Origin of the sequence: Candidatus Methylomicrobium oryzae (assembly GCF_016745425.1) — a bacterium.
Lineage (GTDB): Bacteria > Pseudomonadota > Gammaproteobacteria > Methylococcales > Methylomonadaceae > Methylomicrobium > Methylomicrobium oryzae.
In genome coordinates this window covers 158,349-182,339 of the sequence record NZ_JAERVK010000003.1, presented here as the reverse complement: position 1 = coordinate 182,339, position 23,991 = coordinate 158,349, and the positions used below count along the sequence as shown (strand labels likewise).

Annotated in this window: 19 protein-coding genes; 15 read left to right on the top strand and 4 right to left on the bottom strand. The window is 55.7% G+C overall.

Annotated features, from left to right (window positions below; all coding sequences use genetic code 11):
- Positions 1–614: 614 nt before the first annotated feature.
- From JJL52_RS04455 to JJL52_RS04445, 3 genes are all read right to left on the bottom strand, one after another.
- Positions 615–905 carry a type II toxin-antitoxin system HicB family antitoxin gene (locus JJL52_RS04455; RefSeq protein ID WP_202051191.1) on the bottom strand — a complete coding sequence of 97 codons (291 nt, stop codon included), beginning with the start codon at positions 903–905 and terminating at the stop codon, positions 615–617.
- 49 nt (positions 906–954) lie between these two features.
- Positions 955–1,173, bottom strand: a complete 219-nt coding sequence (locus JJL52_RS04450; RefSeq protein WP_202051190.1) for a type II toxin-antitoxin system HicB family antitoxin — start codon at positions 1,171–1,173, stop codon at positions 955–957.
- Positions 1,174–1,573: 400 nt separating this feature from the next.
- Positions 1,574–3,064 carry an alpha-amylase family glycosyl hydrolase gene (locus JJL52_RS04445; RefSeq protein WP_202051189.1) on the bottom strand — a complete coding sequence of 497 codons (1,491 nt, stop codon included), beginning with the start codon at positions 3,062–3,064 and terminating at the stop codon, positions 1,574–1,576.
- Positions 3,065–4,573: 1,509 nt separating this feature from the next.
- Here JJL52_RS04445 and JJL52_RS04440 point away from each other — a divergent pair.
- The 14 genes from JJL52_RS04440 to smbP all read left to right on the top strand — a co-directional run bounded on the left by JJL52_RS04440 (position 4,574) and on the right by smbP (position 19,962).
- Entirely contained in the window at positions 4,574–6,190 is a 1,617-nt protein-coding gene (locus JJL52_RS04440; protein WP_202051188.1) for a phosphoethanolamine transferase, read from the top strand.
- A 97-nt stretch (positions 6,191–6,287) separates the two neighbouring features.
- Positions 6,288–6,737: a tellurite resistance TerB family protein gene (locus JJL52_RS04435; protein WP_202051187.1), complete on the top strand. Its 450-nt coding sequence runs from the start codon at positions 6,288–6,290 to the stop codon at positions 6,735–6,737.
- A gap of 70 nt (positions 6,738–6,807) precedes the next feature.
- Positions 6,808–6,939 carry a glycosyltransferase family protein gene (locus tag JJL52_RS21515; protein WP_272901704.1) on the top strand — a complete coding sequence of 44 codons (132 nt, stop codon included), beginning with the start codon at positions 6,808–6,810 and terminating at the stop codon, positions 6,937–6,939.
- A 179-nt stretch (positions 6,940–7,118) separates the two neighbouring features.
- Entirely contained in the window at positions 7,119–7,829 is a 711-nt protein-coding gene (locus JJL52_RS04430) for an ABC transporter ATP-binding protein (protein ID WP_202051186.1), read from the top strand.
- Positions 7,813–10,359, top strand: a complete 2,547-nt coding sequence (locus JJL52_RS04425) for an FtsX-like permease family protein (protein WP_202051185.1) — start codon at positions 7,813–7,815, stop codon at positions 10,357–10,359. The genes JJL52_RS04430 and JJL52_RS04425 overlap by 17 nt, the downstream gene beginning before the upstream one ends.
- Positions 10,359–11,504 carry a lipocalin-like domain-containing protein gene (locus tag JJL52_RS04420; protein ID WP_236994042.1) on the top strand — a complete coding sequence of 382 codons (1,146 nt, stop codon included), beginning with the start codon at positions 10,359–10,361 and terminating at the stop codon, positions 11,502–11,504. Before JJL52_RS04425 ends, JJL52_RS04420 begins: the two co-directional genes overlap by 1 nt.
- A 104-nt stretch (positions 11,505–11,608) precedes the next feature.
- Positions 11,609–12,784 (top strand): phosphoglycerate kinase, encoded by a 1,176-nt coding sequence (locus JJL52_RS04415; protein ID WP_202051183.1) that lies wholly within the window; start codon positions 11,609–11,611, stop codon positions 12,782–12,784.
- 261 nt (positions 12,785–13,045) lie between these two features.
- Complete coding sequence (gene rpoZ, locus JJL52_RS04410) at positions 13,046–13,285, top strand: DNA-directed RNA polymerase subunit omega (protein ID WP_202051182.1); 240 nt, start codon at positions 13,046–13,048, stop codon at positions 13,283–13,285.
- Between the two features lie 9 nt (positions 13,286–13,294).
- Positions 13,295–15,463 (top strand): RelA/SpoT family protein, encoded by a 2,169-nt coding sequence (locus JJL52_RS04405; protein WP_202051181.1) that lies wholly within the window; start codon positions 13,295–13,297, stop codon positions 15,461–15,463.
- A 53-nt stretch (positions 15,464–15,516) separates the two neighbouring features.
- A complete protein-coding gene (locus tag JJL52_RS04400) occupies positions 15,517–15,921 on the top strand; it encodes a RidA family protein (protein ID WP_202051180.1) in 405 nt (134 codons plus the stop codon).
- 10 nt (positions 15,922–15,931) lie between these two features.
- Positions 15,932–18,013 (top strand): ATP-dependent DNA helicase RecG, encoded by a 2,082-nt coding sequence (gene recG / locus JJL52_RS04395; protein ID WP_202051179.1) that lies wholly within the window; start codon positions 15,932–15,934, stop codon positions 18,011–18,013.
- Positions 18,014–18,019: 6 nt separating this feature from the next.
- On the top strand, positions 18,020–18,580 hold the full coding sequence (locus JJL52_RS04390) for a chorismate--pyruvate lyase family protein (RefSeq protein WP_202051178.1): 561 nt from the start codon (positions 18,020–18,022) through the stop codon (positions 18,578–18,580).
- A 246-nt stretch (positions 18,581–18,826) separates the two neighbouring features.
- Complete coding sequence (locus tag JJL52_RS21730; protein WP_436231507.1) at positions 18,827–18,991, top strand: transposase; 165 nt, start codon at positions 18,827–18,829, stop codon at positions 18,989–18,991.
- A 599-nt stretch (positions 18,992–19,590) separates the two neighbouring features.
- Positions 19,591–19,962 carry a small metal-binding protein SmbP gene (gene smbP, locus JJL52_RS04380; RefSeq protein WP_236994041.1) on the top strand — a complete coding sequence of 124 codons (372 nt, stop codon included), beginning with the start codon at positions 19,591–19,593 and terminating at the stop codon, positions 19,960–19,962.
- A 67-nt stretch (positions 19,963–20,029) separates the two neighbouring features.
- Here smbP and JJL52_RS04375 read toward each other — a convergent pair whose 3' ends face one another.
- Positions 20,030–21,784 carry a proline--tRNA ligase gene (locus tag JJL52_RS04375; RefSeq protein ID WP_202051176.1) on the bottom strand — a complete coding sequence of 585 codons (1,755 nt, stop codon included), beginning with the start codon at positions 21,782–21,784 and terminating at the stop codon, positions 20,030–20,032.
- Between the two features lie 178 nt (positions 21,785–21,962).
- Here JJL52_RS04375 and JJL52_RS04370 point away from each other — a divergent pair, with 178 nt between their 5' ends.
- On the top strand, positions 21,963–23,420 hold the full coding sequence (locus tag JJL52_RS04370; RefSeq protein WP_202051175.1) for a M48 family metalloprotease: 1,458 nt from the start codon (positions 21,963–21,965) through the stop codon (positions 23,418–23,420).
- Positions 23,421–23,991 lie beyond the last annotated feature (571 nt).

Sequence of the window (23,991 nt, the reverse complement as noted above, 5' to 3'; positions counted from 1 at the left end):
GTGATCAGCACGATACCCGATACAATATCAGTAAAGCGCGTCAACCGCGCCGATTCGGCCAGAGCGGCGACCGAGATCGGATCCCCAGACAACCGATCAGATGACCGCTGCCGGCTTGTGCGCCTTCGGTGCCGAAAGCCAGAATCACCGATTTGCCCTTGCAGCAACGCCCTAGTAGAAACTGCCGGTCGCGATCAGTTCATCAACCCCGGATCAAATGATGAAGGTTAACGGTCAGGTTTCGCGGACTAAACTGCCTTTCGAGCCAGTGAAGGACAAGCCGGCGAGGCCGGTAGGTTTTCTTCTGGAAATTACGCCTATCCCGATATTCGCAGGGAAGAAGAACTGGACAGGCTGACCCGGGCCTTCACAGTCCCCCAGGCGGCCGATCCCGGCGCGCCGGCGGACCCGTGCGGTCAGTAGCCCAGGGTTACCGGCTTGAGCAAGCAGGATAATCCGTTTGAGGGCGCGCTAGTCGGTGACGAAAAGCGCTTTATTGACAACGGCAAAGGGAGAAGAGCCTGGTTTTGCCGTAGGATAAGGCATAAAGGCAATGGCGCACGCCCTTTATAAAATGCGAAAGACAGCGCCCCGTCCACGGCAAACTTCCTCAGCTAGTGCACATACATGCTGTTTAAATTTGCAAATTCCGGCACATTTTGCTCTTCTTCCGGGCTTCCGATCTGCAGGATTTTAACAGTGCAAGCCGGCGTTGGCGGTTCGAGCCCAAGTTCGCCAAGCCGCCCTATTTGTTGAGCAAGGGTAGATCGCAAAGCAGCCAGGGCTTTTTCTTCCGTCGCTCCATGAGCAACGCAACCGGGCAGATCCGGACAATAAGCGGAATAATTCTTTGCTAATCCCCGGTTGCTCAGCTGGATAATGGCGATAAAAAATCTCGTATTCATATGATTTCGTTAAGCGTGTTGTTGACTTTTACGTCGTGCAATGACTAACTTAAACCTCTAAAACCTGTACTTGTGAATGGTTCTTGATGGAGTCAAGTCCGAGTTCTTTCCGGCTGTCTATATGACGGATGACGCAGATTTTCAGGGCTTCGAGCGCCTTTTCAGGTGTCGGGGCATGAGCTACGCAGCCCGGAATATCCGGGCAATAAGCCGAGAAACGCTTGGTGATGTCTTGACGGGTCGGTTGAATAACGGCTGCTAATTTCATTTCGTGCGATTTTAAATAGGGGTTTGGTTAAAAAATCTCCTATTTTTCCTCTCCTTTAAGAACGGCATCGATCTTGAAGATCAGCCTGCTTCTTTTTACGGCATATTACAGAGGAATCGGCACGACTGAAATACGGGCGGGCGCGTACGTAGAAGCCCGTATTGAACGTCCGCAATTTGTTTTCGCTTACTCTACATCATTCGCGCCCGCTTCAAGAGGAATGAAGCCCGGCAATTGAAACAGGCAGGGGCCTCAAAATTGCTGTTCGGAAAGCCTAACGGAAGGCGGAATAGCGCACCCTATTCCGCCGGATACAATGCCTTCATACGGCGCAATACGGCTTCGCCTATTGCGCCCTACGGTCCTACTTGTTACGGTTTATCGGTCTGACAGCCGACGCTCACTGGCCATTATTGCCCTGCTCTGCAACCAGAAAATGAAAACCCCATGCCGACAGGTCGACGTAGAAACCTTCCTTTTCCAGCTCCGCCCCATCGCGTTCGAAACCGGTTGACCGGAACACGTCGTTCAACCGCCACAGCCCGTCCTTGAGACCCGGCCAGGCGAATTTTACCAGGCCCTGGCTTTGAGTTTCGGATAGGTTCACGACGATCAGGCAACGGCTGTTTTCCGTGACCCAGGTCCAGGCCACCAGGTTGTTGCAGCTCATGTTGTCCGGCCAGCCGCCGCACTCGCAAAGCTGCCAGTCTCCCTGCATGAAATCCCCCTCGTTCAATGCGCAGAGCAATTGCAGATAAAACGCGAGCAAGTCCGTGTCGGCGGCTTCCTCCGGTCGGCGCCCCAACGATACCGGCAAACGAACGCGCAGACCTTCCAGTTGGCCTTCGTGGATCAGGCGTGCGCCGGGCAAAGTCAGCGCGGCGACCGCGGCGGCGCGGTGCCTTTCCGAATTGAAAGCGGCGGCCGCCCTGGCTTCGTCGTGGTTTTCAATGAAACGGACCAGTTTGTCCTGATAAGCGCGGTCGGCGCGCAGATGCAGGCGCACGCTTTCCGCCGACTCGCGGGCCAGCCGGTCGTACAGGCGTTTGTCGTAACAGAAATCGAAGCCTTGCTGCTGCAACGCCCATTCCTTGTCCCAGTAGGCTTCGGCAATGAACAGGAAGTCGGGATGGGCCTTTTTGATGGCCGGTATCACCTCGCCCCAATATTCGGTTTCGGGCCTGTCGCCCGCGCGGGGGCCCCAGGTTTCCTCGAAAACCGGATTGAGCAACAGCATCGCCATGTCGCAGCGCACGCCGTCGCACTGCTCGGCGACCGCATTCAGGGTCTCGACGGCGGCGGCACGCAATCCGGGATGAAAACCGTTCAGTTGGACCTTGTCGGACCAGGCCGGGAAATACGGATCCCGGGCACAGGCAAAAATGTTGCCGCCGATGTCGATGAAGGAGGCCGGGTCTCTGCTCAAATCCTTGTCGCCGCCACGGATAAAATAAGTTGGATGCTCGGCCAGCCACAGATGATCCGGTGCGACATGATTGGGCACGAAATCGAGGATCAGGCGCAGGCCGCGCGCCGCCATTTTGGCTCTGGCAACAGCCAGGCCTTCGGGGCCGCCCAGATGCTCGTCAACACGGTAGCGCCTGATGCAGTAAGGCGAGCCGACATTGTCGGTTTCCTTGAAATCCGGCAAAGCGGCTTGGAAATCCGCCCGCAAGGCTTCATCGGCCATCGAAATCGTTCTGCCCTTCGAACTGCGTTCCCAGACGCCCATCAACCAGACCGCATCGAAGCCGAGTGCGGCGATGCTGTCCCACTCGACATCGGGGACCGAGGCCAGGGTGATCGGCCGGCCGGCGCTTCGGCTGAGTTCATCCAGCCAGACCCAGGTATTGATTTCGTAAATTTGCGGATATTTCGTCCAGGAATTCATAAGATCTCTTTTTAATTTAGATTTTTTCAGGAAAATGTTTTGCCTGTCTTCAGGCTCTCTGCCGCCCTCAAGCCATCGGCACGCACGTGACGGAGGCAGGTCATGTGAAAAGGCATAATACTCCGCTCTGCACAAGGCTGGCGCTCTGCGCGCTCGTTATTGTCCGGTGCGTTCTACAGTCTTACAGGGAGACGCGCTTGCTAAAAAATTCTCATTTTTGACTTAAAAATGAGAATCCAACTTTAGCAACTGAGTTCCGCTACCGCATGCACGTCAGGCACAAGGAAACGATGAAGGCAAAGAATGACAAGGGCTGGTCTTTCAATATTACAAGGAACAAGATGGATTGGCCTATTTACTGATAGGATTGTTTAACTCAAGCTCTTTAACTGCGCAACTGACGATCGTGTAACACGCATCGAATGCATCAGCGAAATAGATGTCCTCGCGCCGGCGTTATGTGAAGTGACGCGACAAACTCGCCTGATAATTTTATACGGAAAGGTCGTGCCATAAAACATATAATAAAATTATGTAATATTGCAAAACTTCCTACCGTTATCCTTGCCGCCCTGCGCCAAAACCGACGAGCTTGCCTGAAGATGAAGTAAGGAACGTTTCCTCATGCTCTTATCCCGGCAACAACCTTTGCAACCGTTTAAGTTTGTACCTTTCCCTTTACATTGCTATTAAAGGTTGCCCCAGTTCAACATAAGGGCCCGAATCACCCTTACACTGCCTCTATGCCAGACACCACGCAGGCCGTAAGCGGGTTTCGCCTGCGCTGATCCCGGAGCAACATCGCTCACGGCCCGGTTTTGACGTCATCTGAAGTCTTTCGATACTTGAAAGGCAGTTCACGGTTGTTCGTCTTCGTTGATCCCTACCTGACGCCTCAAGGCGCCTTTTTGGTAACGCTCTCACGACCTGCGCTTTTAACGCACGTCGCTTACGGTGGTTTGCTACCTGCTCCTGCAAGCGAATGGCGAGGGGCCTACTCATCTCTTACGCCGCTTGCCGAGGCACATTGATATCCGTTGTCCAGACCTGGTTCCTCCACTGGCGAAAACTCTCTCTGTGTTGTCCTCGTTCACCTCTAGGGGAGTTACCCCCCTTAAATCCACAACTTTCAAGCATAGCTCCGAGGAGGCCGGAAATATTAAACCATTTCAGTCCAACGGTTTTAGCATAGGGAGAGGATTGCAGGCGCATTATCGGATCGGCCTTCAATTAATCGATAAATAACTTTTTCCTTAGGTGTATATAACCAGCCCCCGGTTTATATGACCCACAACCTCTCCCTGCGGCATTCATTCTCTTGGCAAACCAAGATGTAATTTAAATACTAGAAACAAAAGATTGCGCTATTTTCGGTGAGTATAAACACTTGGCACGAATCGTGGTTACATGGCAGTGAATTAAGTTGTACCGGTCGATTCTTTCATCCATGCGGCTTAAAACCCTTTTTAGCTACGTTTCACCTCAGAATTTCACCGGACTTACCCTTACATGGAACGATTCAATCGATTAGCCCCTACCCACCTTGTTTTTTCCTCTTCGCTATTTTTGATTTTGTTTTGCAATACCGCCTTATGGCGAGAGCTTTTCAAACTCAAAGGCGGAGTGTGTCTCGCCAGCCTGGTATTTTATACCCCTTTTTTTCTGGTTTTGATGCTGCTTTTGGTATGGTTTTTCACCTTATTCCGATTTAAATACCTGCTTAAAACCATTTTGATTTTATTTATCTTTGCCGCGGCTGCCGTTGATTATTTCATGCTCTCTTACGGCGTCCTGATCGACAAAAGCATGATGCAAAACATATTGCAAACCAATGCGCATGAAGTTGCCGAATTGCTGACTTGGCGAATGGTTTCCCATCTGCTGGTTTTCGGCGCACTGCCCGCTCTTATCGTTGCCCTTACGCAATTTACCTATAAACCGCCACTTCAGCAATTAACCGGAAATATCGGTACCCTGCTGGTCTGTTCAGTGTTTATGATTGGCTTGTGTTATTTTTTTTATGGCGACTACACCTCGATTTATCGAAACAATCGGCAACTGCGTTACTTAATCAATCCGGTGAATCTGGTCGACGCTTCAATTTCCATTCTCAAGCGAAAATTAAAGGGACAGCACGCTCTGATCCCGATCGGCGCCGATGCCCATTTAGCGGAACAAGCGAAAAACGTAGGAAAAAAAAGCTTAACGATTGTCGTGTTGGGAGAAACTGCCCGGGCGAAAAATTTCGCTCTGGATGGGTATACACGTCCGACTAACCCTTACTTAAAACAGGAGTCCGTGTTCAATTTTACGAATGTGCATTCCTGCGGTACAGCTACCGCCGCTTCAGTCCCGTGCATGTTTTCGGATTTTAGTCATGAAAAGTATGACCCTGCCAAAGCCGAATATACGGAAAACGTATTGGACGTACTGAGCCATGCAGGCGTCAAGGTGCTATGGCGCAATAATAACGACAGCTGCAAAAACGTGTGTAACCGAGTATATACCGAAGACTTGTCGCATTTAAAGCTGGCCGATCTTTGTCACGCGGATGAATGTTACGATGAAGTGTTACTCTATCGACTGCAAGCTTATGTGGATGCCTTAACGACACACGGCGTCATCGTACTGCATCAAAAGGGCAGCCATGGCCCCGGTTACCATTTACGCCACCCGCCAAAATTTAAGGTTTTCGACCCGGAATGCCATCAGGCCGATCTAAATGACTGCAGCCGGCAGGAAGTCGTCAATGCATACGATAACACAATCGTTTATACGGACTATTTTCTAGCCAAAGTGATTCAGTTTCTTAAGAAAAACTCGACTAAATACGATACCGCAATGTTGTATATTTCCGATCATGGCGAATCTTTGGGTGAAAATAACGTCTATTTGCACGGGTTGCCTTATTTTGTCGCACCCGACGTACAAAAGCATGTGCCATTAATCGCCTGGTTTTCGAATGACTTTATTGCGCACAATAAAATCAACGCCGATTGCTTACAGCAGCATAAAAACATCCCCTACAGTCACGACAATCTATTTCATTCGTTATTGGGCTTGATGAAAGTCTCTACAAAAGCTTATAACGCCAAACTCGATATTTTCGCATCTTGTAAAACTTAATCTGTCGAATCCCTTATTAATAGACCGATACGCATACGCAGGTTAAAGATTGTCGAGTTTGAGGCGAGTGCCCCATGCATCATTTACATTGCTCACCATGTTGACCCAAATTAAAATTTTTTTTGAACAACATTTTGCTTTATCGGCGCCTGAAATGTCCGAGGAAGAGCAATTGCAAATCGCAAGCATCGCTTTGTTCCTGGAGATTATGGCAATGGATGACACCGGTGAAGCTAAAGAACGGGAGCTGATTTTAACCCTGGTAAAGCAGAGCTTCTCTTTAACCACGGACCAGGCAGCGGCTTTAATCGCATCTGCCGAACAGAAAAACAAGCAGGCCACTGATTATTTCCAATTTACCTCGCTGATCAACAAACGCTGCACTTTGGAACAGAAGATCCAACTGATCGAATCACTCTGGAAGATTGCGCTTGTGGATGGCAAATTAGACCCGGAAGAAGAATATCTGGTACGGAAATTAGCCGAATTGCTTTATGTGCCCCATGTGGATTTTATTATGGCAAAGCACCGCGTTGATCATCTTTAAGAGCATCTGAGGGGGATTGTAGGGAGCTTACCGCGTGTCCTGCCAATCAGTCCTGATATTTTGCTTGGAGATGAGAGTTCGTGACGATAACCTGCGCCGCATGAGCTTTGCGGCCGGCGCACAAACCAAGACGCAAGCTGGCACCCAACTGTGCGTCTCCGGCATGTCATCACGCAAGGCGATCCAGATAGCGATCGGCTGACCATCCCTCCCACCCGCGTCTCAAGATGAGGCGAGCCTGATGGCCTGCCGGCTCGGCCGATTGCCTCTACTCGGTGGGATGTTAAACTTGCCGGGCCGAATCCTTAGTTGAACCTTTCGCATAGCGCTTGTCGAATCAGCATTCAGCTTCTTTCGCTTGCTTTTCATCCGGGGATCATCATGCCGAGCCATTGCGTCCTCCAGCTCAAGCAGTTACGCAAGAGTTATCCCGAACCCGGCGGACGGCGCGTGATTTTCGAGGATTTGAATCTCGACGTGCGGCAGAGCGAGTGCATCGTGCTGCTGGGCCGCAGCGGCTCGGGAAAGTCGACTTTCCTGAACCTGATCGCCGGAATCGACCAGCCGGACAGCGGCGAAGTGATCGCGAACGGCGTCAATCTGACCCGCCAGTCCGAGCATCGGCGCACGCTGTTCCGCCGCCGCCATATCGGCTTCATTTTCCAGAATTACAACCTGATCCCGACGCTGACGGTCGAAGAGAACCTGCTGCTGCCTTTGGAACTGACCCGGAAACGGATCACCCGGCAGGAACGGCTCAAAGTCGCCGACATGCTCGACAAATTGGCGCTGCAAGCGCACAGAGGCGCGTATCCTGACCGCCTGTCCGGCGGCGAACAGCAGCGGGTCGCAGTCGCGCGGGCGCTGATCCACGATCCCGACCTGATCCTGGCCGACGAACCGACCGGCAACCTGGACCTCGACACCGGCAGGACCGTCCTCGCCATGCTGGATGAATTGGTGCAGCACGCCGGCAAGACTCTGATCATGGTGACCCACAGCCCGGAAATGATCGGTAAGGAAAATCGGCTTTACGCGATCGGCGACCGCAAGCTGCAAGCGGTAGAGCGGGGCGATGGCCGGCCTGCTTAGGCGCAGCAGCCGCAACCACCTGTTTCGCCACCCGGGCCAATTGGTTCTGGCCCTGCTCGGCGTCGCGCTGGGCGTGGCCGTCGTCGTCGCGGTCGACCTGGCGCTGGAAAGCGCATTCCGCTCGTTCGCACTGGCCGGCGAAGCGGTGTCGGGCCGGGCGACGCATGTGATCGGCGAGGATGAAGGGCTGGACGAACAACTTTATATCCGGCTGCGCGTCGAGCAGGGCATCCGGAACATGGCGCCCCTGATCCGCGATGATGTCGCCCTCGCCCCGGATTCCGACGACCGCTACACGCTGTACGGCATCGATCCCCTGATCGAAAAAGACTTTCGGGCAGCCTGGCAGAAACAGTCGGCTGGCGGCGACTCCGGCCGGCTCTTGCGGAAACTGCTGACGGAACCCAACGGGGTGCTGATCGGCGAACGGACCGCCCGGCGCCTGCACGCGGCTGCCGGCGATACTTTTCTGATCCGGACCGCAACCGGTCTTCATGTATTGACAATAATCGGGCTGATCGAAGCTTCGGATGCCGTTGCGGAACAGCTGCTCGACAAAGTGATCGTCGCCGACATCGCGACCGTCCAGGAACTGACGGGACTCTACGGCAGGCTCAGCCGGATCGAGCTGATGCTGCCCGAAGGCGCCGAACAAGGGCCGATTCTGGAAAAAATCCGCCGCGCCCTGCCCGAAAACCTCCGGATTACGGCGGTAGAAACGCAGGCGCAAGCCGCGCGCGAAATGACGGAGGCGTTTTCAGTCAACCTGAAGGCTTTGGGCCTGTTGTCGCTGCTGGTCGGACTGTTCCTGATCTATAACGCCATGCTTTTCCTGGTCGTGCAGCGGCGCGGACTGATCGGCATTCTGCGCGCGCTCGGCGTCACGCGCTGGGAAATCTTCGGACTGATTCTGCGAGAAGCCCTGCTGCTGGCAGTGATCGGCACCCTCCTCGGCACGCTCGCCGGAATCGGAATCGGCCGGTTTTTGTTGCCTTCGGTCTCGGCCACGCTAAGCAGCGTTTATTTCGCAACCGGCTCAGATACTTTGCTGATCGCGCCGGAACAAATCTTCAAAGCGGTCGCGCTCGGCATCGGCGCCAGCCTGTTGGCCGTGCTGCCTCCCGCCTTCGAAGCGACCCAGGTGTCGCCCGCCGCCGCGCTGGCGCGTTCCCGGCTGGAGTCCGGTTCGAAACGGATGGTCCGGCTGGGTTTGGGATTCGGGCTGCTGCTGATCGCTTTGGGGCTGGCGGTGATCGAACTCTCCGAGTCCAGCATCCGTTTCAGTCTGGCCGGCATTTTTCTCTTGATGGCCGGCTTTGCGCTCTTAACGCCGGCCGCAACCCTGGGGCTGATGCAAGGGATCGGCCGGCTGGTCGAGAGCCGGAGCATTATCGGCCGCCTGCCGGTGCGGCTGATCTCGGCCGAGATCAGCCGCACCGGCATCGCGATGGCGGCATTGATGATCGCGGTCGCGGCGACGATCGGAATGGACCTGATGATCACCAGTTTCCGCCAAACCGTATCGGACTGGATCCGAACCAGCCTGCAGGGCGACCTGTACGTGACCCTGACCGGCAACCCGGCCGCCCCCGGCAAGGCGGCCAAAAATCGCAAACTGAAAGCGGCCATCCAGGCGCTGCCCGGGGTCGATGCGACGAGCAGCGTCCTGCGCACCTCGTTGCCGGCTCCAACGGGCCCGCTTCCGGCCGCGGTTTTCGATTTGAACGAACGTTCCCATGCCGGTTTTCTGCTGTTGCAGCAGAGCGAGGCGGTCTGGGAACGGTTCGAGCAGAAGCCGACCATTTTCGTAACCGAGGCTTTCGCCTACCACCACCGGCTGAAGCTCGGCGACACGCTGACCCTCCTGGCGCCCACAGGTCCCGCCATGTATCAAGTGCTCGGCATTTATGCCGACTACAGCGGCGACCGGGGACACATCGCAATGAGCCGCCGGCAATATCTTCGGCATTGGCCGGACCTGGGTTTTACGGGAATCGGCGTTTACGCTCGGAGAGAGGCCGGTATCACCGAACTGGAAAAATCGATCCGCCGCACGCTCTCCGCCGGACAGACTCTGCGCTCGGCCCGCGCCATCTACGAGGCGTCGATGCATGTTTTCGAGCAAACCTTCGCGATTACCGAAACCTTGCGCGGATTGGCGGCCGGAATCGCGATGATCGGCGTGTTCGGCGCGTTAACCGCCCTGCAGTTGGAACGCGCCCGCCAGATCGGAATTCTCCGCGCGATCGGCCTGACGCCGGCGCAATTGTACCGCCTGATCGCTACAGAAACCGGGCTGATGGGGCTCTGCGCCGGCCTTTTCGCACTGCCGGTCGGCTGCCTGGTGGCGTATGAACTGATCTTCGTGATCTACCGGCGTGCCTTCGGCTGGACGATGGCTTTCCATTTCCACCCGGAGATGCTGCTGTACGGCCTGCTGCTGGCGTTCGGCGCCGCGCTCCTGGCCGGCCTGTGGCCGGCCCGTAAAATGGCGCGTATCAACCCCGCGGAAGCGTTGAGGATGGAATGATGAGCAAACGCCTGTGGCTTTTGCCGATCGCGCTGGCGTTGGCGGCAGGGGGAGGATTGATGACGTTTCGGTACAAGGATCCGGCCGATGTCGAGCCCCCGAAAGACGATGCGTTCAGCGATACCCTGTCTGCCGGCGATCCGGGCTTCGAGCGGGCTTACCGGCCGCGTCCTTTTTCTTTTCCCGACGATTTCGGCCCGCACGAGCGCTTCCGGACCGAATGGTGGTATTTCACCGGTAACCTGCAGACCCAGGGTAGGCGCCGGTTCGGCTACGAGCTGACTTTTTTCCGTTTTGCGCTGACGCCGCACCGGCCGGCGTCGCAGTCGGCTTGGCGCACGAACCAGCTGTATATGGCGCACTTCGCGCTGACCGATGCGAAAACCGGAGGCTTTTTTGCCGACGAGCGCTTCAGCCGGGCCGCCAATGGGCTGGCCGGCGCACGCAACGATCGCTACCGTGTCTGGCTGTACGACTGGAAAGCCGAGAGCCGGGATGATGTCGATTTTCCGATTCGCCTGCAGGCACGAAGCGGAGCGTTTGCGATCGACCTGAATCTGGAAACCCAAGATTCCCCCGTACTGCAAGGCGACAAGGGCTTGAGCCAAAAAAGCGCAGAACCGGGCAATGCCTCCTATTACTACTCCTATCCGCGCATCGCTACGAACGGAATTCTCACCGTAGGCGGCAAAATCCACCGCGTCACCGGCGAAAGCTGGATGGACCGGGAATGGAGCACGAGCGCCCTGGCTAAAGAACAGGCGGGCTGGGACTGGTTCGCACTGCAGCTCGACGATAAGAGCGAGCTGATGTTCTACCGGTTCCGGCGCAAGGACGGCCGACCCGACCCGAACAGTGCAGGCGCCTGGTTTTTGGCTGATCGAAGCAAGCTACCTTTAACCGAGCGGGAAGTCGTCGTCGAAGTACTCGGCTACTGGAAAAGCCCGCACTCGAAGATCACTTATCCTGCGCGCTGGCGCCTCTCCGTGCCGGGCCAAAAGCTTTCGCTCGAAATCGTGCCGTTGATTAACGACCAGGAGCTGAATTTGAGCTACCGCTATTGGGAAGGCGCGGTTTCGGTTCGGGGCCGCTGGAACGGGAAAGAAATCGAAGGAAAGGGGTATGTGGAATTGACGGGATACTGATAAAGATACCTTAACTGCATAATCTATGCGAACAAGACTAACCCGCCTCCGATATCTTATAATAAGCCGATTCGCCCCCTTACTAAAACCAAGAGAGAAAAAATATGTCAGTAAAAAGAATGGCTGATCTGGATTTGGCCGGCAAACGCGTATTGATTCGTCAGGATTTGAACGTACCGGTCAAGAACGGCAAAGTCACCAGCGATATCCGTATCCAGGCCAGCGTGCCGACTATTCAGCAGGCCCTGGAAAAAGGCGCGGCGGTGATGCTAATGTCGCACCTCGGCCGCCCTGAAGAAGGCGTCTATGATGAAGCCTCATCCTTGAAGCCGGTCGCCGACCGCCTGTCCGACCTGCTCGGCAAGCCGGTCCGCCTGGAGAAAGACTGGATCGACGGCATCGAGATTCAACCCGGCGAAGTGGTGCTGTGCGAGAACGTCCGTTTCAATGCCGGCGAAGGCAAGAACAAGGATGAACTGGGCCAGAAAATGGCCGCCCTCTGCGACGTGTTCGTGATGGATGCGTTCGGCACCGCGCACCGCGCCCAGGCCTCGACGCACAGCGTCGCGAAATTCGCGAAAGTCGCCTGCGCGGGCCCGCTGTTGGCCAGCGAACTCGACGCGCTCGGCCGCGCCCTGGAAACCCCGGCCAAGCCGCTGGTTGCGATCGTCGGCGGCTCAAAAGTATCGACCAAACTGACCGTATTGAAATCGTTGTCCGAAAAGGTCGACCAATTGATCGTCGGCGGCGGCATCGCGAACACCTTCATCGCGGCGGCCGGTTTCCCGGTCGGCAAATCGCTGTACGAACCGGATCTGATCGGCGAAGCGAAACAACTGATCGCGATGGCGAAACAAAACGGCTCCGACATTCCAATTCCGGTCGACGTGGTCTGCGCGAAGGAATTCTCCGAAACCGCGGCCGCCACCGTCAAAAAAGTCGATGAGGTCGCAGACGATGACATGATCATGGACATCGGGCCCGAAACCGCGAAGCAATACGCCGAAATTCTGGCTTCCGCGAAAACGATCGTCTGGAACGGCCCGGTCGGCGTATTCGAATTCGACCAGTTCGGAGGCGGCACCAAGGCCTTGGCCGAAGCAATCGCCGAATCGCCTGCATTCTCGATCGCCGGCGGCGGCGATACGCTGGCCGCGATTGACAAATACGGCATCAGCGACAAAGTGTCTTATACTTCGACCGGCGGCGGCGCTTTCCTCGAATTCCTCGAAGGCAAGGAACTGCCGGCCGTGGCGATCCTGAATACGCGCGGCGAATAATCCCCTACGCAGATTTTCTCCGCTCCGCACCCTGCCTTTTCCCGGCCGGCAAAAATGCCGGGAAAAAGGCAAATCGGCATAGCCCCGGCTAACAGCCGGGGCTATGCTTCCAACAGCGTTCAATATTGCTAATATTCCGTTATTGCTAATATAATGCATTTAAGCGTTTTGTAACGCACTGATCAAAAAATAGAAAACCATTCTCCGTCAAGCCGGTCAAATGATCGGATTGATTTTGAACTCATACTTAATAGGATACCGATGGCCAGAGTTACGATTGAAGATTGTTTGGAACATGTCGAGAACCGCTTTAAGCTGGTGCTGTTGGCCGCAACGCGCGCGCGCCAACTGGGTCGCGGTGCGGATGAATTCGTACCGCGCGGCAAAGATAAGGACACCGTCGTTGCACTGCGCGAAATCGCCGCGGGCCATGTGACCATGGATAATGTCGGTGCTCTGCACCGCTCCACCGAGCATCACGATCCGAATCCGATATTCTGAGATTGATGTATGTTGGAAATAGCCGATCCGATCGAACTCGAACGCCCCCAGGACAAGCTGGTCAGGCGTTTATGCGAGATTCTGGGCGGCTATCTCGACCCGTCCCAGATCGACGACTGCGTCCGGGCCTATGAATTCAGTGCAACGGCGCATTCGGGACAATTCCGCAAAAGCGGCGAAGCTTACATCTGCCATCCGGTCGCGGTGGCGATCAGCCTCGCCGAAATGCGGATGGACGCCAACTGCATCATGGCAGCGATTCTGCATGATGTAATCGAAGACACCCCGATCAGTAAGGCCGAATTGGCCGCCGAATTCAGTCTCGATGTCGCCGAACTGGTCGACGGCGTGACCAAGCTGACTAAGATCGACGGCATTTCGCGGGCCGAGGCCCAGGCCGAGAACGTCCGCAAGATGTTCATGGCGATGACCCGCGATCTGCGGATCATCATGGTCAAGCTCGCCGACCGGCTGCACAACATGCAGACCCTCGGCGTGATGCCGTCCGAGAAAAAACGGCGCATCGCCAAGGAAACGCTGGATATCTACGCGCCGCTCGCGAATCGGCTGGGCATGAACAATATCCAGCAGCACCTCGAAGTCTTGAGCTTCGAAGCGATGTATCCCAGACGTTATGCGATCCTGAAAACGGCCGTCAAAAAAACGCGCGGCAGCGGGCTGAAAACGATCAATACGGTCGAAAACTCGGTCAAAAACCGGATGAGTCAAGCCGGCATCGTGTGCGAGGTGTCCGGCCGCGAAAAGAATCTCTACAGCATTTATACTAAAATGCGGCACAAGAAAATTTCCTTGCCGGACATTTTCGACGTGTACGCCTTCCGCATTTGCGTCGACACGATCGACGACTGCTATCGGACGATCGGCGTCGTGCATTCGCTCTACAACCCGAAACCCGGCCGCTTCAAGGATTACATCGCACTGCCCAAGGCGAACGGGTATCAGTCCCTGCATACGACCCTGATCGGCCCCGGCGGCGTACCGCTCGAAATCCAGATCCGCACGCACGAGATGCACCGGATGGCCGAGTCGGGGATTGCCGCGCACTGGCTGTACAAGTCGGACGACGACAAGCACGAAAAATTCCAGAAGCGCGCGAACGAATGGCTGAAAGACATCCTCGAAATCCAGAAATCGGCCGGCGATTCCCTGGAATTCATCGAGAACCTGAAGGTCGACCTGTTCCCGCAGGAAGTGTTCGTGTTTACGCCGAAAGGCAATATCGTGAAAGTGCCGCGCGGCTCGACCGTAGTGGATTTCGCCTATGCGGTGCACACCGACATCGGCAATCAATGCATCTCCGCACGCATCGACAAACAACTCGCGCCGCTGCAGACCAAACTCGAAAACGGCGTGATGGTCGACATCATCACGGCCCCGTGGGCACGGCCGAATCCGTTGTGGCTGAACTTCGTCATCACCGCCAAAGCCCGTTCGAGCATCCGCAGCTACCTGAAAAACTTCAACCGCAAGGAGGCGATCCTGCTCGGCCGCCGCCTGCTCGAAAAAGAATTGCAGGCGATGGACCTGCATCTCGAACAGATCGATGAAAAGCGGATTCATGACCTGCTCAAGCTCATCGCCAAACCGTCGCTGGACGACCTGTTGGAGGATATCGGCCTCGGCAACAAAATGCCGTTCCTGATCGCCAAACGGCTTTCCCAGGACGACGTGCACGGCGCGCTCAAGCTGGAAGACACGCAGCTGGCCCGCACCGCCCCCTTAATCATCAAGGGTACCGAAGGCATGATCATCACCCTCGCAAAGTGCTGCCGGCCGATTCCGGGCGATGCGATCGTCGGCTTCTACAATCCGGGCAAAGGCATCGTCGTCCATCATAACGAGTGCCATAACAGCAGCGACACCCGGAAAAAACAGGCCAACTGGCTGGAGGTCGAATGGAGCCAGGATCTGACCACCGAATTTCCGGCCGAATTGCGCCTCGAAGTCATGAACCGGACCGGCACACTGGCCACGATCCTGGCCGCAATCTCCGAAATGAATTCGAACATCGAAAACGTCAGCGTCGCCGATCAGGACGACAAGATCTGCGTCGACCTGATCACGCTCAGCGTCAAAAACCGCGTCCATCTGGCCGAAATCATGCGCAAGCTGAAAAAGCTGCCGATCGTGGTCAAACTCGAACGCGTCAGGGCCTGATACAATCCAGATTTTGAGAAATAGTTTTACGAAATCCCAGCCCCTTTACCTCCATGATTAAAGAAACCATCAGCACCGATAAAGCCCCGCAGGCGATCGGCACCTATTCGCAGGCGGTCAGAGCCGACCGTACCGTTTACCTGTCCGGCCAGATTCCGCTGTCGCCGGAAACGATGACCCTGGTGGAGGGCGACATCAAAGCCCAAATCGTCCAGGTCTTCGAGAACCTGCAGGCAGTCGCCGAAGCCGCAGGCGGCACGTTTGCCGATTTCGTCAAACTGAACGTGTACCTGACCGACCTGTCGCATTTCCCGCTGGTCAACGAAATTATGGGGCGCTATTTTCAGGAGCCCTATCCCGCCCGTGCCGCGATCGGCGTCGCCGCGCTGCCGAAAGGCGCACCGGTCGAGATCGACGGCATCATGTGCCTGCCGCCCCAGGAATATCCCGCCTCCTAACCGTGTATCGATGAACCGTCTGCAGCAACCGGTTGCCGCGCTCGCGGGAATCGGCGCGCAAACCGCGCGGCGTTTCGAAAAGCTGGGCATCCGCGTCATTCAGGACCTGCTGTTCCATCTGCCGGCGCGTTACGAAGACCGCACCCGGCTCACCCCGATCGGCTCGCTCGCAGCGGGCATGACCGCCATGATCGCCGGCAAAGTCGAATTCGCGGACGTTCTGCCGCGCGGACGCAAAAGCCTGATCGTCCGGATCGCCGACGACACCGGCTTCGTTTCGCTGAAATTTTTTCATTACTCGGCAAGCCAGGCGCATGCGTTTGTGCCCGGCGCGCTGGTCAGTTGCTACGGCGAAGCCCGTTACGGCTATGCCGGCCTGGAAATGACCCATCCGGACTACCGGATCGTTGCCGACGCCGACGGTTTCTCGCTGGAGACTCGCCTGACGCCGGTCTATCCGCTGACCGAAGGGCTCAGCCAGACCGTGATCCGGAAAGCCGTCAAACAGGCGCTTGCGCTGTGCGAGCACGACCGCCACCTGCTGAGCGACTGGATTTCCCAACCGTTCCTGCAGCAGTTACGCTTCCCTCCCCTGCAGGAAGCGCTGCAAACCCTGCATACGCCGGGCGAACCTGCCACCTCCGCCGCACTGCAAAACGGCAGCCATCCGGCATTGAAACGGCTCGCGTTCGAAGAATTGCTCTCCCACTATCTGAGCCTAAGATCGGCGAAAAGCAAAATCCAGTCCTGCCGGGCCCCCGTATTGGCCGGCGATCCGGTGGCCGCCGATCGCTTCATTCGCCGCCTGCCTTTTCCGCTGACCGGTGCCCAACAGCGGGTGATCGCCGAGATTGCCGACAGCTGCCGGAAAATCCAGCCGATGATGCGGCTCGTGCAGGGCGATGTCGGCTCCGGCAAGACGGTCGTGGCGGCCTATGCGGCGCTGCTGGCGATCAGTTCGGGTTATCAGGCCGCTGTGATGGCACCGACCGAACTCCTGGCCGAGCAGCATTACCGTAACTTCAGCGCCTGGTTCAGCCATTTCGAAATCAACGTCGTACTGTTGACCGGCCAGGCGAAAGGCAAACAGCGCCATCAAATTCTGGAAGCTTTGCAATCCGGAACAGCCCATATTGCGGTCGGTACGCATGCGCTGTTTCAGGATGGAGTCGAATTCGACCGGCTCGGGCTTTGCATCATCGACGAACAACACCGGTTCGGCGTGCACCAGCGTCTGGCTTTGAGGGAAAAAGGCCGCCAGTCGGGCATCCGTCCGCATCAGTTGGTGATGACTGCGACGCCGATTCCGCGCACCCTGGCGATGCTGCAATACTCGGACCTCGACATCTCGGTGATCGACGAATTGCCGCCGGGCCGGAAGCCGATCGTGACCAGCGTGATTCCGGCCGACCGCCGCCATGAGGTGATCGCCCGCATCAACGGCTGGGTTGCGCAAAAAAAGCAGGCGTATTGGGTCTGTACCCTGATCGAGGAATCCGAAGCGCTGCAATGCGAAGCGGCCGAAAAAACCGCGGAAATGCTGACCGAAGCGCTACCCGGGGTACGGATCGCGCTGATCCACGGGCGTATGAAGGTGGCCGAGAAAGACGCGGCGATGCAGGCGTTCAAACAGCATCAAATCGATCTTCTGGTCGCAACGACCGTGATCGAAGTCGGTGTCGACGTGCCAAACGCCGGCCTGATGATCATCGAAAATCCGGAGCGGCTCGGCCTTTCGCAGCTGCACCAGTTGCGCGGGCGCGTCGGCCGCGGGGACAGCGACAGCTATTGCTTGCTGATGTATCAGCCGCCATTATCGGAGATGGCCCGTCGGCGGCTCGGCATTTTACGCGACAGCAACGACGGTTTCGTGATTGCCGAAAAAGACCTCGAGCTGCGCGGCCCCGGCGAAGTGCTCGGCACGCGCCAGACCGGCGCAGTGCATTTCAAAATCGCCGATCTGGCGAGGGACGCCGATTTGCTGGATAATATCCAGGAAATCGGCGAACGGTTCTTCAACGAGGTACCGGGCGCCGTCCAGCCCCTGTGCGACCGCTGGCTTGGGGCATCCATTAATTACGCCGAGGTTTAACCCCGCTTGCCGTTCCAAAGCCTGTTATTCTCCCGCGAACCCGACTGGCGGGAAAACCGCCCGGGACTTCGCCACCGCCTGCCCGAAAACGTCACCTCATGGACTTACGAAGCCGGCTCGCTGACCCGGCGCCTGCGCAGCTATTACGGCAGCGCCGTCAAGGTCGAAGTGATTTACCATCGCTGGCTGACGCCGTTCCTGAGCGAACGCAAACTGCTCGGCCAGGCCGAACACCGTTACTGCCTGACCCGCGAGGTAATGCTGCATGCAGACGGTATGCCGCTGATCCTGGCCCGCACGATCATACCGAAGCAGACGATCCGGTCGGCGCACAGGAACCTCTCGCATCTCGGCAGCCGCCCGCTCGGCGAGGTCATATTCTCGTATCCCGACCTCGAACGACTGGATCTTCAGGTCGCGGCGCTGAGCCCTTCCGCCTGGCGTCCGAAGGCTCTGGAGTTGGGCGACATCCGGGCACCGGTCTGGGGACGTCGGACCGTATACGCAATCATGCATCAGCCGCTGCTGGTCAACGAATTTTTCATGCCGGGCGCTTTGGCAATCTGACGCACAGGTACAGTACAATCTCACACCTTCCGTCATCCCAACGGCCGCAATAAACTCTGCCTTACTACAGCACGTTCTTAAAGAGTAACTACGGCAAAATCCGATGTATGTTACCGGTATTTGGGCGTTAATGAAGATAACTGCTGCCTAAGGGAAGCCCCATGGGCACAAATCAAGGATCACTTGCCCGGCAAAGCCGGCGATTGCAGAGTGACCGTTGCCGATAATTGATTGTTCGTTGAAGCGGTGCTCTGGATTGCAGGAACTGGATCGCCATGGCGCGACCTGCCGGTCCGCTTCGGACATTGGCATCGGGTGTACGTGCGCTGTCACCGCGGGTGCCCTAAGGGTAGCTGGGCAAAACTTTTAGCCGCCGTAGTGATGAGCCGGACCTGGAATATCCGAGAGTAGACGGCAGCCTCGTTCGCGTCCATCCGAAGGCCCGACAAGGTCTTGGTCCATGCGCTGCGATCCGCCGTCGGCTTCGTCGGCCTGTAACAGGATCTGCGCATAGGTGAGCTTCTATGCCTCCCCCGCCTCGGTTGATGAGAGCTTTCAAGCCGCACCGCTCTGCATCCGTCAATGTCACTCGATAGCAGTTGGCCCTCTTTGCCTCCGTGTCGTTTTGCCCACTCATCCTAACCGGTACCTTCTCTCTTAGAGTCGACAAATAAAGGGGGGATTTAGTATTAGTAGCGGCGATAATCGAAGGCCTCTTCAAAATTTATCTCAAAGAAAAGGCGGCATTCAATTATGAAGTCTGGACTCCGCATTAATGGAATTTCCTAGGGTTCCAATTCGATCGCCCCCCTTATTCAATAATTTTCATGTTAAAGTTTTTTAATATTGAAATTCAAGGTGAACTGTAAGGGCTATTTATGGTCTAATACCGGTGTTGCCTCTGCAACATAACAAAAGTGTAATTCCAATATTATTGAATAAACCTCGATCCCGCCTTTTCTGACGGTTATTCGTGTGATTCGTTATGAGCCGCAAATAAAAAAGGCAGGATGGATCATTTAAAACAATTAATGAGGAAAGCTATTATGAAAAAAAAAATAATAACACTTAGCGCCACTGTCCTGTTAGCCCTCTGCTCTTCCGCTTTTGCCGAAGAACATGCCGCCGCCGCACTCGAGCATGCCAAAGCTGCCGTCGAACACGGAAAAGCCGGTCATGCAAACGTACTGGTCGAGCATGCCAACGCCGCGCTGGAACATGCGCTTGCCGGCGCGATCGTCGATAGAGGAGAACAAAAAGCACATCTCGAAGAGGGCGCCAGCCACCTTGAAGAAGCCATCAATCATGGCAACTTGGGTCATGCTAAAGAAGCAACCGAGCATGCCGAAGCGGCGGTTACCCATCTAACAGCCGCACAATAATTCCGGCAAAAAGCTGAAAAAAGAAACGGGCGGACTATCCGCCCGTTTTGTTATTGACGGCTACCGATTAAGCCAGCTTGGTTTTCAGAAAATCGATCAGCTCGGCCATCGGGATTTCCTGATTTTCGCTTGCAGTTCTGGACTTATACTCGACTGTGCCGCTATCCAGGCCGCGGTCGCCGACCACGATGCAATGCGGGATACCGATCAGTTCCATGTCCGAAAACATGAAGCCGGCGCGCACCTTGCGGTCGTCGAACAGCACGTCGATGCCGGCGGCAAGCAGTTCCTGATACAGTTTTTCCGCGACCGCCTTCAGGCGTTCGGACTTATGCATGTTCATCGGGCAAAGCGCGACCTGGAACGGCGCCAGACTGGCCGGCCAGATGATCCCTTTCTCGTCGTGATTCTGCTCGATCGCGGCCGCGACGACCCGCGAGATCCCGATCCCGTAGCAGCCCATGATCATCGTATGGTTCTTACCGCCCTCGTTGATCACCGCCGCCTTCATCGACTCGCTGTACTTGGTGCCCAACTGGAAGATGTGGCCGACCTCGATGCCGCGCGCGATCTTCAATACGCCGTGACCGTCCGGGCTGGGATCGCCTTCGATCACATTACGGATGTCCGCGACATGCTCCGCAAGATTGGCGGCAGATGCCCATGTAAAATCCCTCTCCCAATTGGCGCCTTTATAATGATAGCCGGGCTCGTTGGCGCCGCAGACGAAGTCGCTCATGTGCATGGCCGAATGATCGGCTATCCAGGCAATCACTTTGTCGGACGGCGCACGCAGCGGGCCGATATAGCCGGCGCGGCACCCCAGATGCTGCTCGATTTCTTCGTCGTGGGCGAAGCGAAAATCGCCCAGAATCTTGCGCGCCTTGACTTCGTTCAACTCATGGTCGCCGCGCAAATACAGCAAACAGAACACGTCGACCTCCCCATTCTGGTCTATCTGAACACGGCGCATCACCGCAATCGTCTTCAAAATTTTTTCCGGTGCGACGTTTAAAAACTCGCTGACTTCGGCAATCGATTTTTGGCCGGGGGTTGCGATTTTCTCCAGCGTTTCCGTCGGGAAGGCTCTGGGCGATGTGAGCGGCAAGGCTTCCGCCTGTTCGATGTTGGCCGCATATTCGCTGCCCGTCGAAAACGCGATCGCGTCTTCGCCGGACTCGGCCAGCACATGAAACTCGTGCGACACCGCGCCGCCGATCGCCCCGGAGTCGGCCATCACAGCGCGGAACTTCAAGCCGAAACGGCTGAAGATCGCCGTGTAGGCGCCGTGCATCACCTCATACGTCTCCTGCAATGACGCCTGATCCATATGAAACGAATAAGCGTCCTTCATCACGAATTCGCGCGAGCGCATCACGCCGAAACGCGGACGGATTTCGTCGCGGAATTTGGTCTGGATCTGGTAATAGGTGATCGGCAACTGCTTGTAGCTTTTGATCTCGTTGCGCGCCAGGTCGGTGATGATTTCCTCGTGCGTCGGCCCCAGGCAGAAATCGCGTTCATGCCGGTCTTTCAGGCGCGCGAGTTCCGGACCGTATTTTTCCCAGCGCCCGGTTTCCTGCCACAATTCGGCAGGTTGCAAAGCCGGCATCAAGACCTCCAGAGCGCCCGCGCGTTCCATTTCTTCGCGGGTGATCTTCTCGACTTTGCGCAATACCCTGAGCCCCAGCGGCAGCCAGGTGTATAAACCTGCCGCCAGCTTGCGGATCAGCCCCGCCCGAATCATCAATTGATGGCTCGCCACCACGGCGTCCACGGGAGTTTCTTTAACGGTATTGAGCGGAAATTGAGTCGTACGCATGATCTATGGTCTGAAGGAATGAAAAACGCTTATTTTACCGATTTCGGGCATTACTCGTCATCCGCTTGTCGGTGCAACCATTCTAGCCGGAACAGGTCAAACCCGCATTGATACGCTACAATAACGGCTGAAGCCGCATGAACCCGATAACTTATCCCCTATACGTCTCTGCCTGCTAATGCAAAAAACCGCTCTGTTGGCCCTGGCCCTAAGTCTGACTATTTTTCCGCCCCTCCCTCACGCCGCCGACGACATCAGCAAAATCGAGCTTCCCGACATGGGCGACTCCTCCGGCACATTGATCACACCGGAGGAGGAGCAACAGCTCGGCGCAGCTTTCTTCCGCAGCCTGAACGCGCAGATCACGATCAATCAGGACCCGGAAATTCAACATTACATTCAGTCAATCGGTCAAAGGCTGGTCACGGTCAGCGACTTACCGGGCTATCCGTTCCACTTTTTTGTGGTGTTGGAAAACGACATCAATGCGTTTGCGGGGCCCGGCGGCTATATCGGCGTCAATTCCGGCCTGATTCTGACCACCGAAGCGGAAAGCGAACTGGCCTCCGTCATGGCGCACGAAATTGCGCACGTGACCCAACGGCACCTGTACCGCGCCGCCGAAGCCGCAAACCGCCTGTCGATTCCGACCGCCGCCGCGACGCTGGCCGCGATCCTGCTCGGTACGCAGTCTCCTCAACTCGGGCAGGCCGCCTTGGTGGCGATTCAAGCCGGCAGCATTCAATTCCAGATCGACTTTACCCGCGAAAACGAAGAAGAAGCCGACCGGGTCGGCATGCATATCCTCTCCGAATCGAAATACGACCCGCGCAGCATGCCCACTTTCTTCGAACGCCTGCAGCAATCGACGCGCTATTACGGCCAGAATATTCCGGAATTTCTGCGCACGCACCCGGTCACCACCTCGCGGATTTCCGATAGCCGCAGTCGCGCCGACCAGTATCCTTACAAACAATATCCGGACTCCTTGAGCTACCAGCTAATCAGGGCCAAGCTGAAGGTTCAGACCGGCACCGACACGGCCGAAAGCCGTAAATATTTCGAGAGCCGTCTGAATCAGGGAACCGAAGAACAAAGAACCGTCGCTGTTTACGGGCTGGGCCTGACTGCGCTGGCGCAACAGAATTTCGGCGAAGCGGAACGGATTTTCCAGAAATTGACGGCCGATTTTCCGGACCAACCGCAATACGGAGCCGCGCTCGCCCGTACCGCGCTCGAACAGCGCCAGTTCAACAAAGCGCTTGCGCTTTACGAAAAACTGAGCAGCCAGTTCCCGGAAAATGAAGCGATCAAGCTCGAATACATCACTTCCCTGCTGAAAACCGGCCAGGCCGAAAAAGCCCGGCAAACGCTTTTTTCGCTAAGTGCCAACATGCAGAAATTGCCGATTTACTACCAAATACTGGCGGAAACTTACGGTAAACTGCACCAACCGGCCGAATCGCACCGTTATTTCGCCGAGTATTACTATGCGATGGGGCAAACCCGCGACGCCATTACCCAAATCCGGCTCGCGCAAAAATCGAAAGGATTGAATTTTTATTTGTCTTCAATTCTAAGCGAACGGCTGAGGTTTTTCCTCGATGAAGAAAAAAAGGCCAGAGAGGCGCATTGAGAAACGCCCTAGCGAAAAATAGGGCTATCCTGTTGACCAAAAATTTTGATCTAAATGTAAATCGATCCGCATTGTAACGGCATGACGGATCCGCGCGTTTTCTTTAAAAACCCAAAAAAAATAACACATCTAATTGTTTTTTATATATTATTTTTTTGATCAATAATTTTCTGCGAAAAAAAAATCGTTTTTTTGTAGACAATGCGTTTTTAATCGATTTAGAATACGCCCGCTCTTGAAGAAAGAGCGGGCTGGGTAATGAACCAGCGGAGGAGGATAGCTTATTTAGCTATGCTTATAACAATAATTAAATAGAAAGAACCTGCTTGAGTAAAGTTGTACAGTCAACAATTCAGTACAACGGCATCATAACAATAATAATAATAAAATGCTCAACATGCCCGCTTTATGCGGGCTTTTTATCGCCCGAAAAAATTCCTTAACGGGAAAGATCCCCTGCTTTTCCCTTCTCATGTCTTTGCCTTCCCAAGGCATCCGCTTTGCTCAAAGCGTGACTTGACTTTTATCGCCGAATCTGTCCAATATCTACTCTGTACGGCATCAGCTTAAG

Excerpts from the sequence above, each read along its gene's own strand:
- JJL52_RS04435 (WP_202051187.1), top strand. The coding sequence starts at position 6,288 with ATGTTGACCCAAATTAAAATTTTTTTTGAACAACATTTTGCTTTATCG.
- smbP (WP_236994041.1), top strand. The coding sequence starts at position 19,591 with ATGGATCATTTAAAACAATTAATGAGGAAAGCTATTATGAAAAAAAAA.
- JJL52_RS04430 (WP_202051186.1), top strand. The coding sequence starts at position 7,119 with ATGCCGAGCCATTGCGTCCTCCAGCTCAAGCAGTTACGCAAGAGTTAT.
- JJL52_RS04450 (WP_202051190.1), bottom strand. The coding sequence starts at position 1,173 with ATGAAATTAGCAGCCGTTATTCAACCGACCCGTCAAGACATCACCAAG.
- JJL52_RS04405 (WP_202051181.1), top strand. The coding sequence starts at position 13,295 with ATGTTGGAAATAGCCGATCCGATCGAACTCGAACGCCCCCAGGACAAG.
- JJL52_RS04375 (WP_202051176.1), bottom strand. The coding sequence starts at position 21,784 with ATGCGTACGACTCAATTTCCGCTCAATACCGTTAAAGAAACTCCCGTG.
- JJL52_RS21515 (WP_272901704.1), top strand. The coding sequence starts at position 6,808 with ATGAGAGTTCGTGACGATAACCTGCGCCGCATGAGCTTTGCGGCCGGC.
- JJL52_RS04400 (WP_202051180.1), top strand. The coding sequence starts at position 15,517 with ATGATTAAAGAAACCATCAGCACCGATAAAGCCCCGCAGGCGATCGGC.
- JJL52_RS04445 (WP_202051189.1), bottom strand. The coding sequence starts at position 3,064 with ATGAATTCCTGGACGAAATATCCGCAAATTTACGAAATCAATACCTGG.
- rpoZ (WP_202051182.1), top strand. The coding sequence starts at position 13,046 with ATGGCCAGAGTTACGATTGAAGATTGTTTGGAACATGTCGAGAACCGC.
- JJL52_RS04440 (WP_202051188.1), top strand. The coding sequence starts at position 4,574 with ATGGAACGATTCAATCGATTAGCCCCTACCCACCTTGTTTTTTCCTCT.
- JJL52_RS04370 (WP_202051175.1), top strand. The coding sequence starts at position 21,963 with ATGCAAAAAACCGCTCTGTTGGCCCTGGCCCTAAGTCTGACTATTTTT.
- JJL52_RS04455 (WP_202051191.1), bottom strand. The coding sequence starts at position 905 with ATGAATACGAGATTTTTTATCGCCATTATCCAGCTGAGCAACCGGGGA.
- recG (WP_202051179.1), top strand. The coding sequence starts at position 15,932 with ATGAACCGTCTGCAGCAACCGGTTGCCGCGCTCGCGGGAATCGGCGCG.
- JJL52_RS04425 (WP_202051185.1), top strand. The coding sequence starts at position 7,813 with ATGGCCGGCCTGCTTAGGCGCAGCAGCCGCAACCACCTGTTTCGCCAC.
- JJL52_RS04415 (WP_202051183.1), top strand. The coding sequence starts at position 11,609 with ATGTCAGTAAAAAGAATGGCTGATCTGGATTTGGCCGGCAAACGCGTA.
- JJL52_RS04420 (WP_236994042.1), top strand. The coding sequence starts at position 10,359 with ATGAGCAAACGCCTGTGGCTTTTGCCGATCGCGCTGGCGTTGGCGGCA.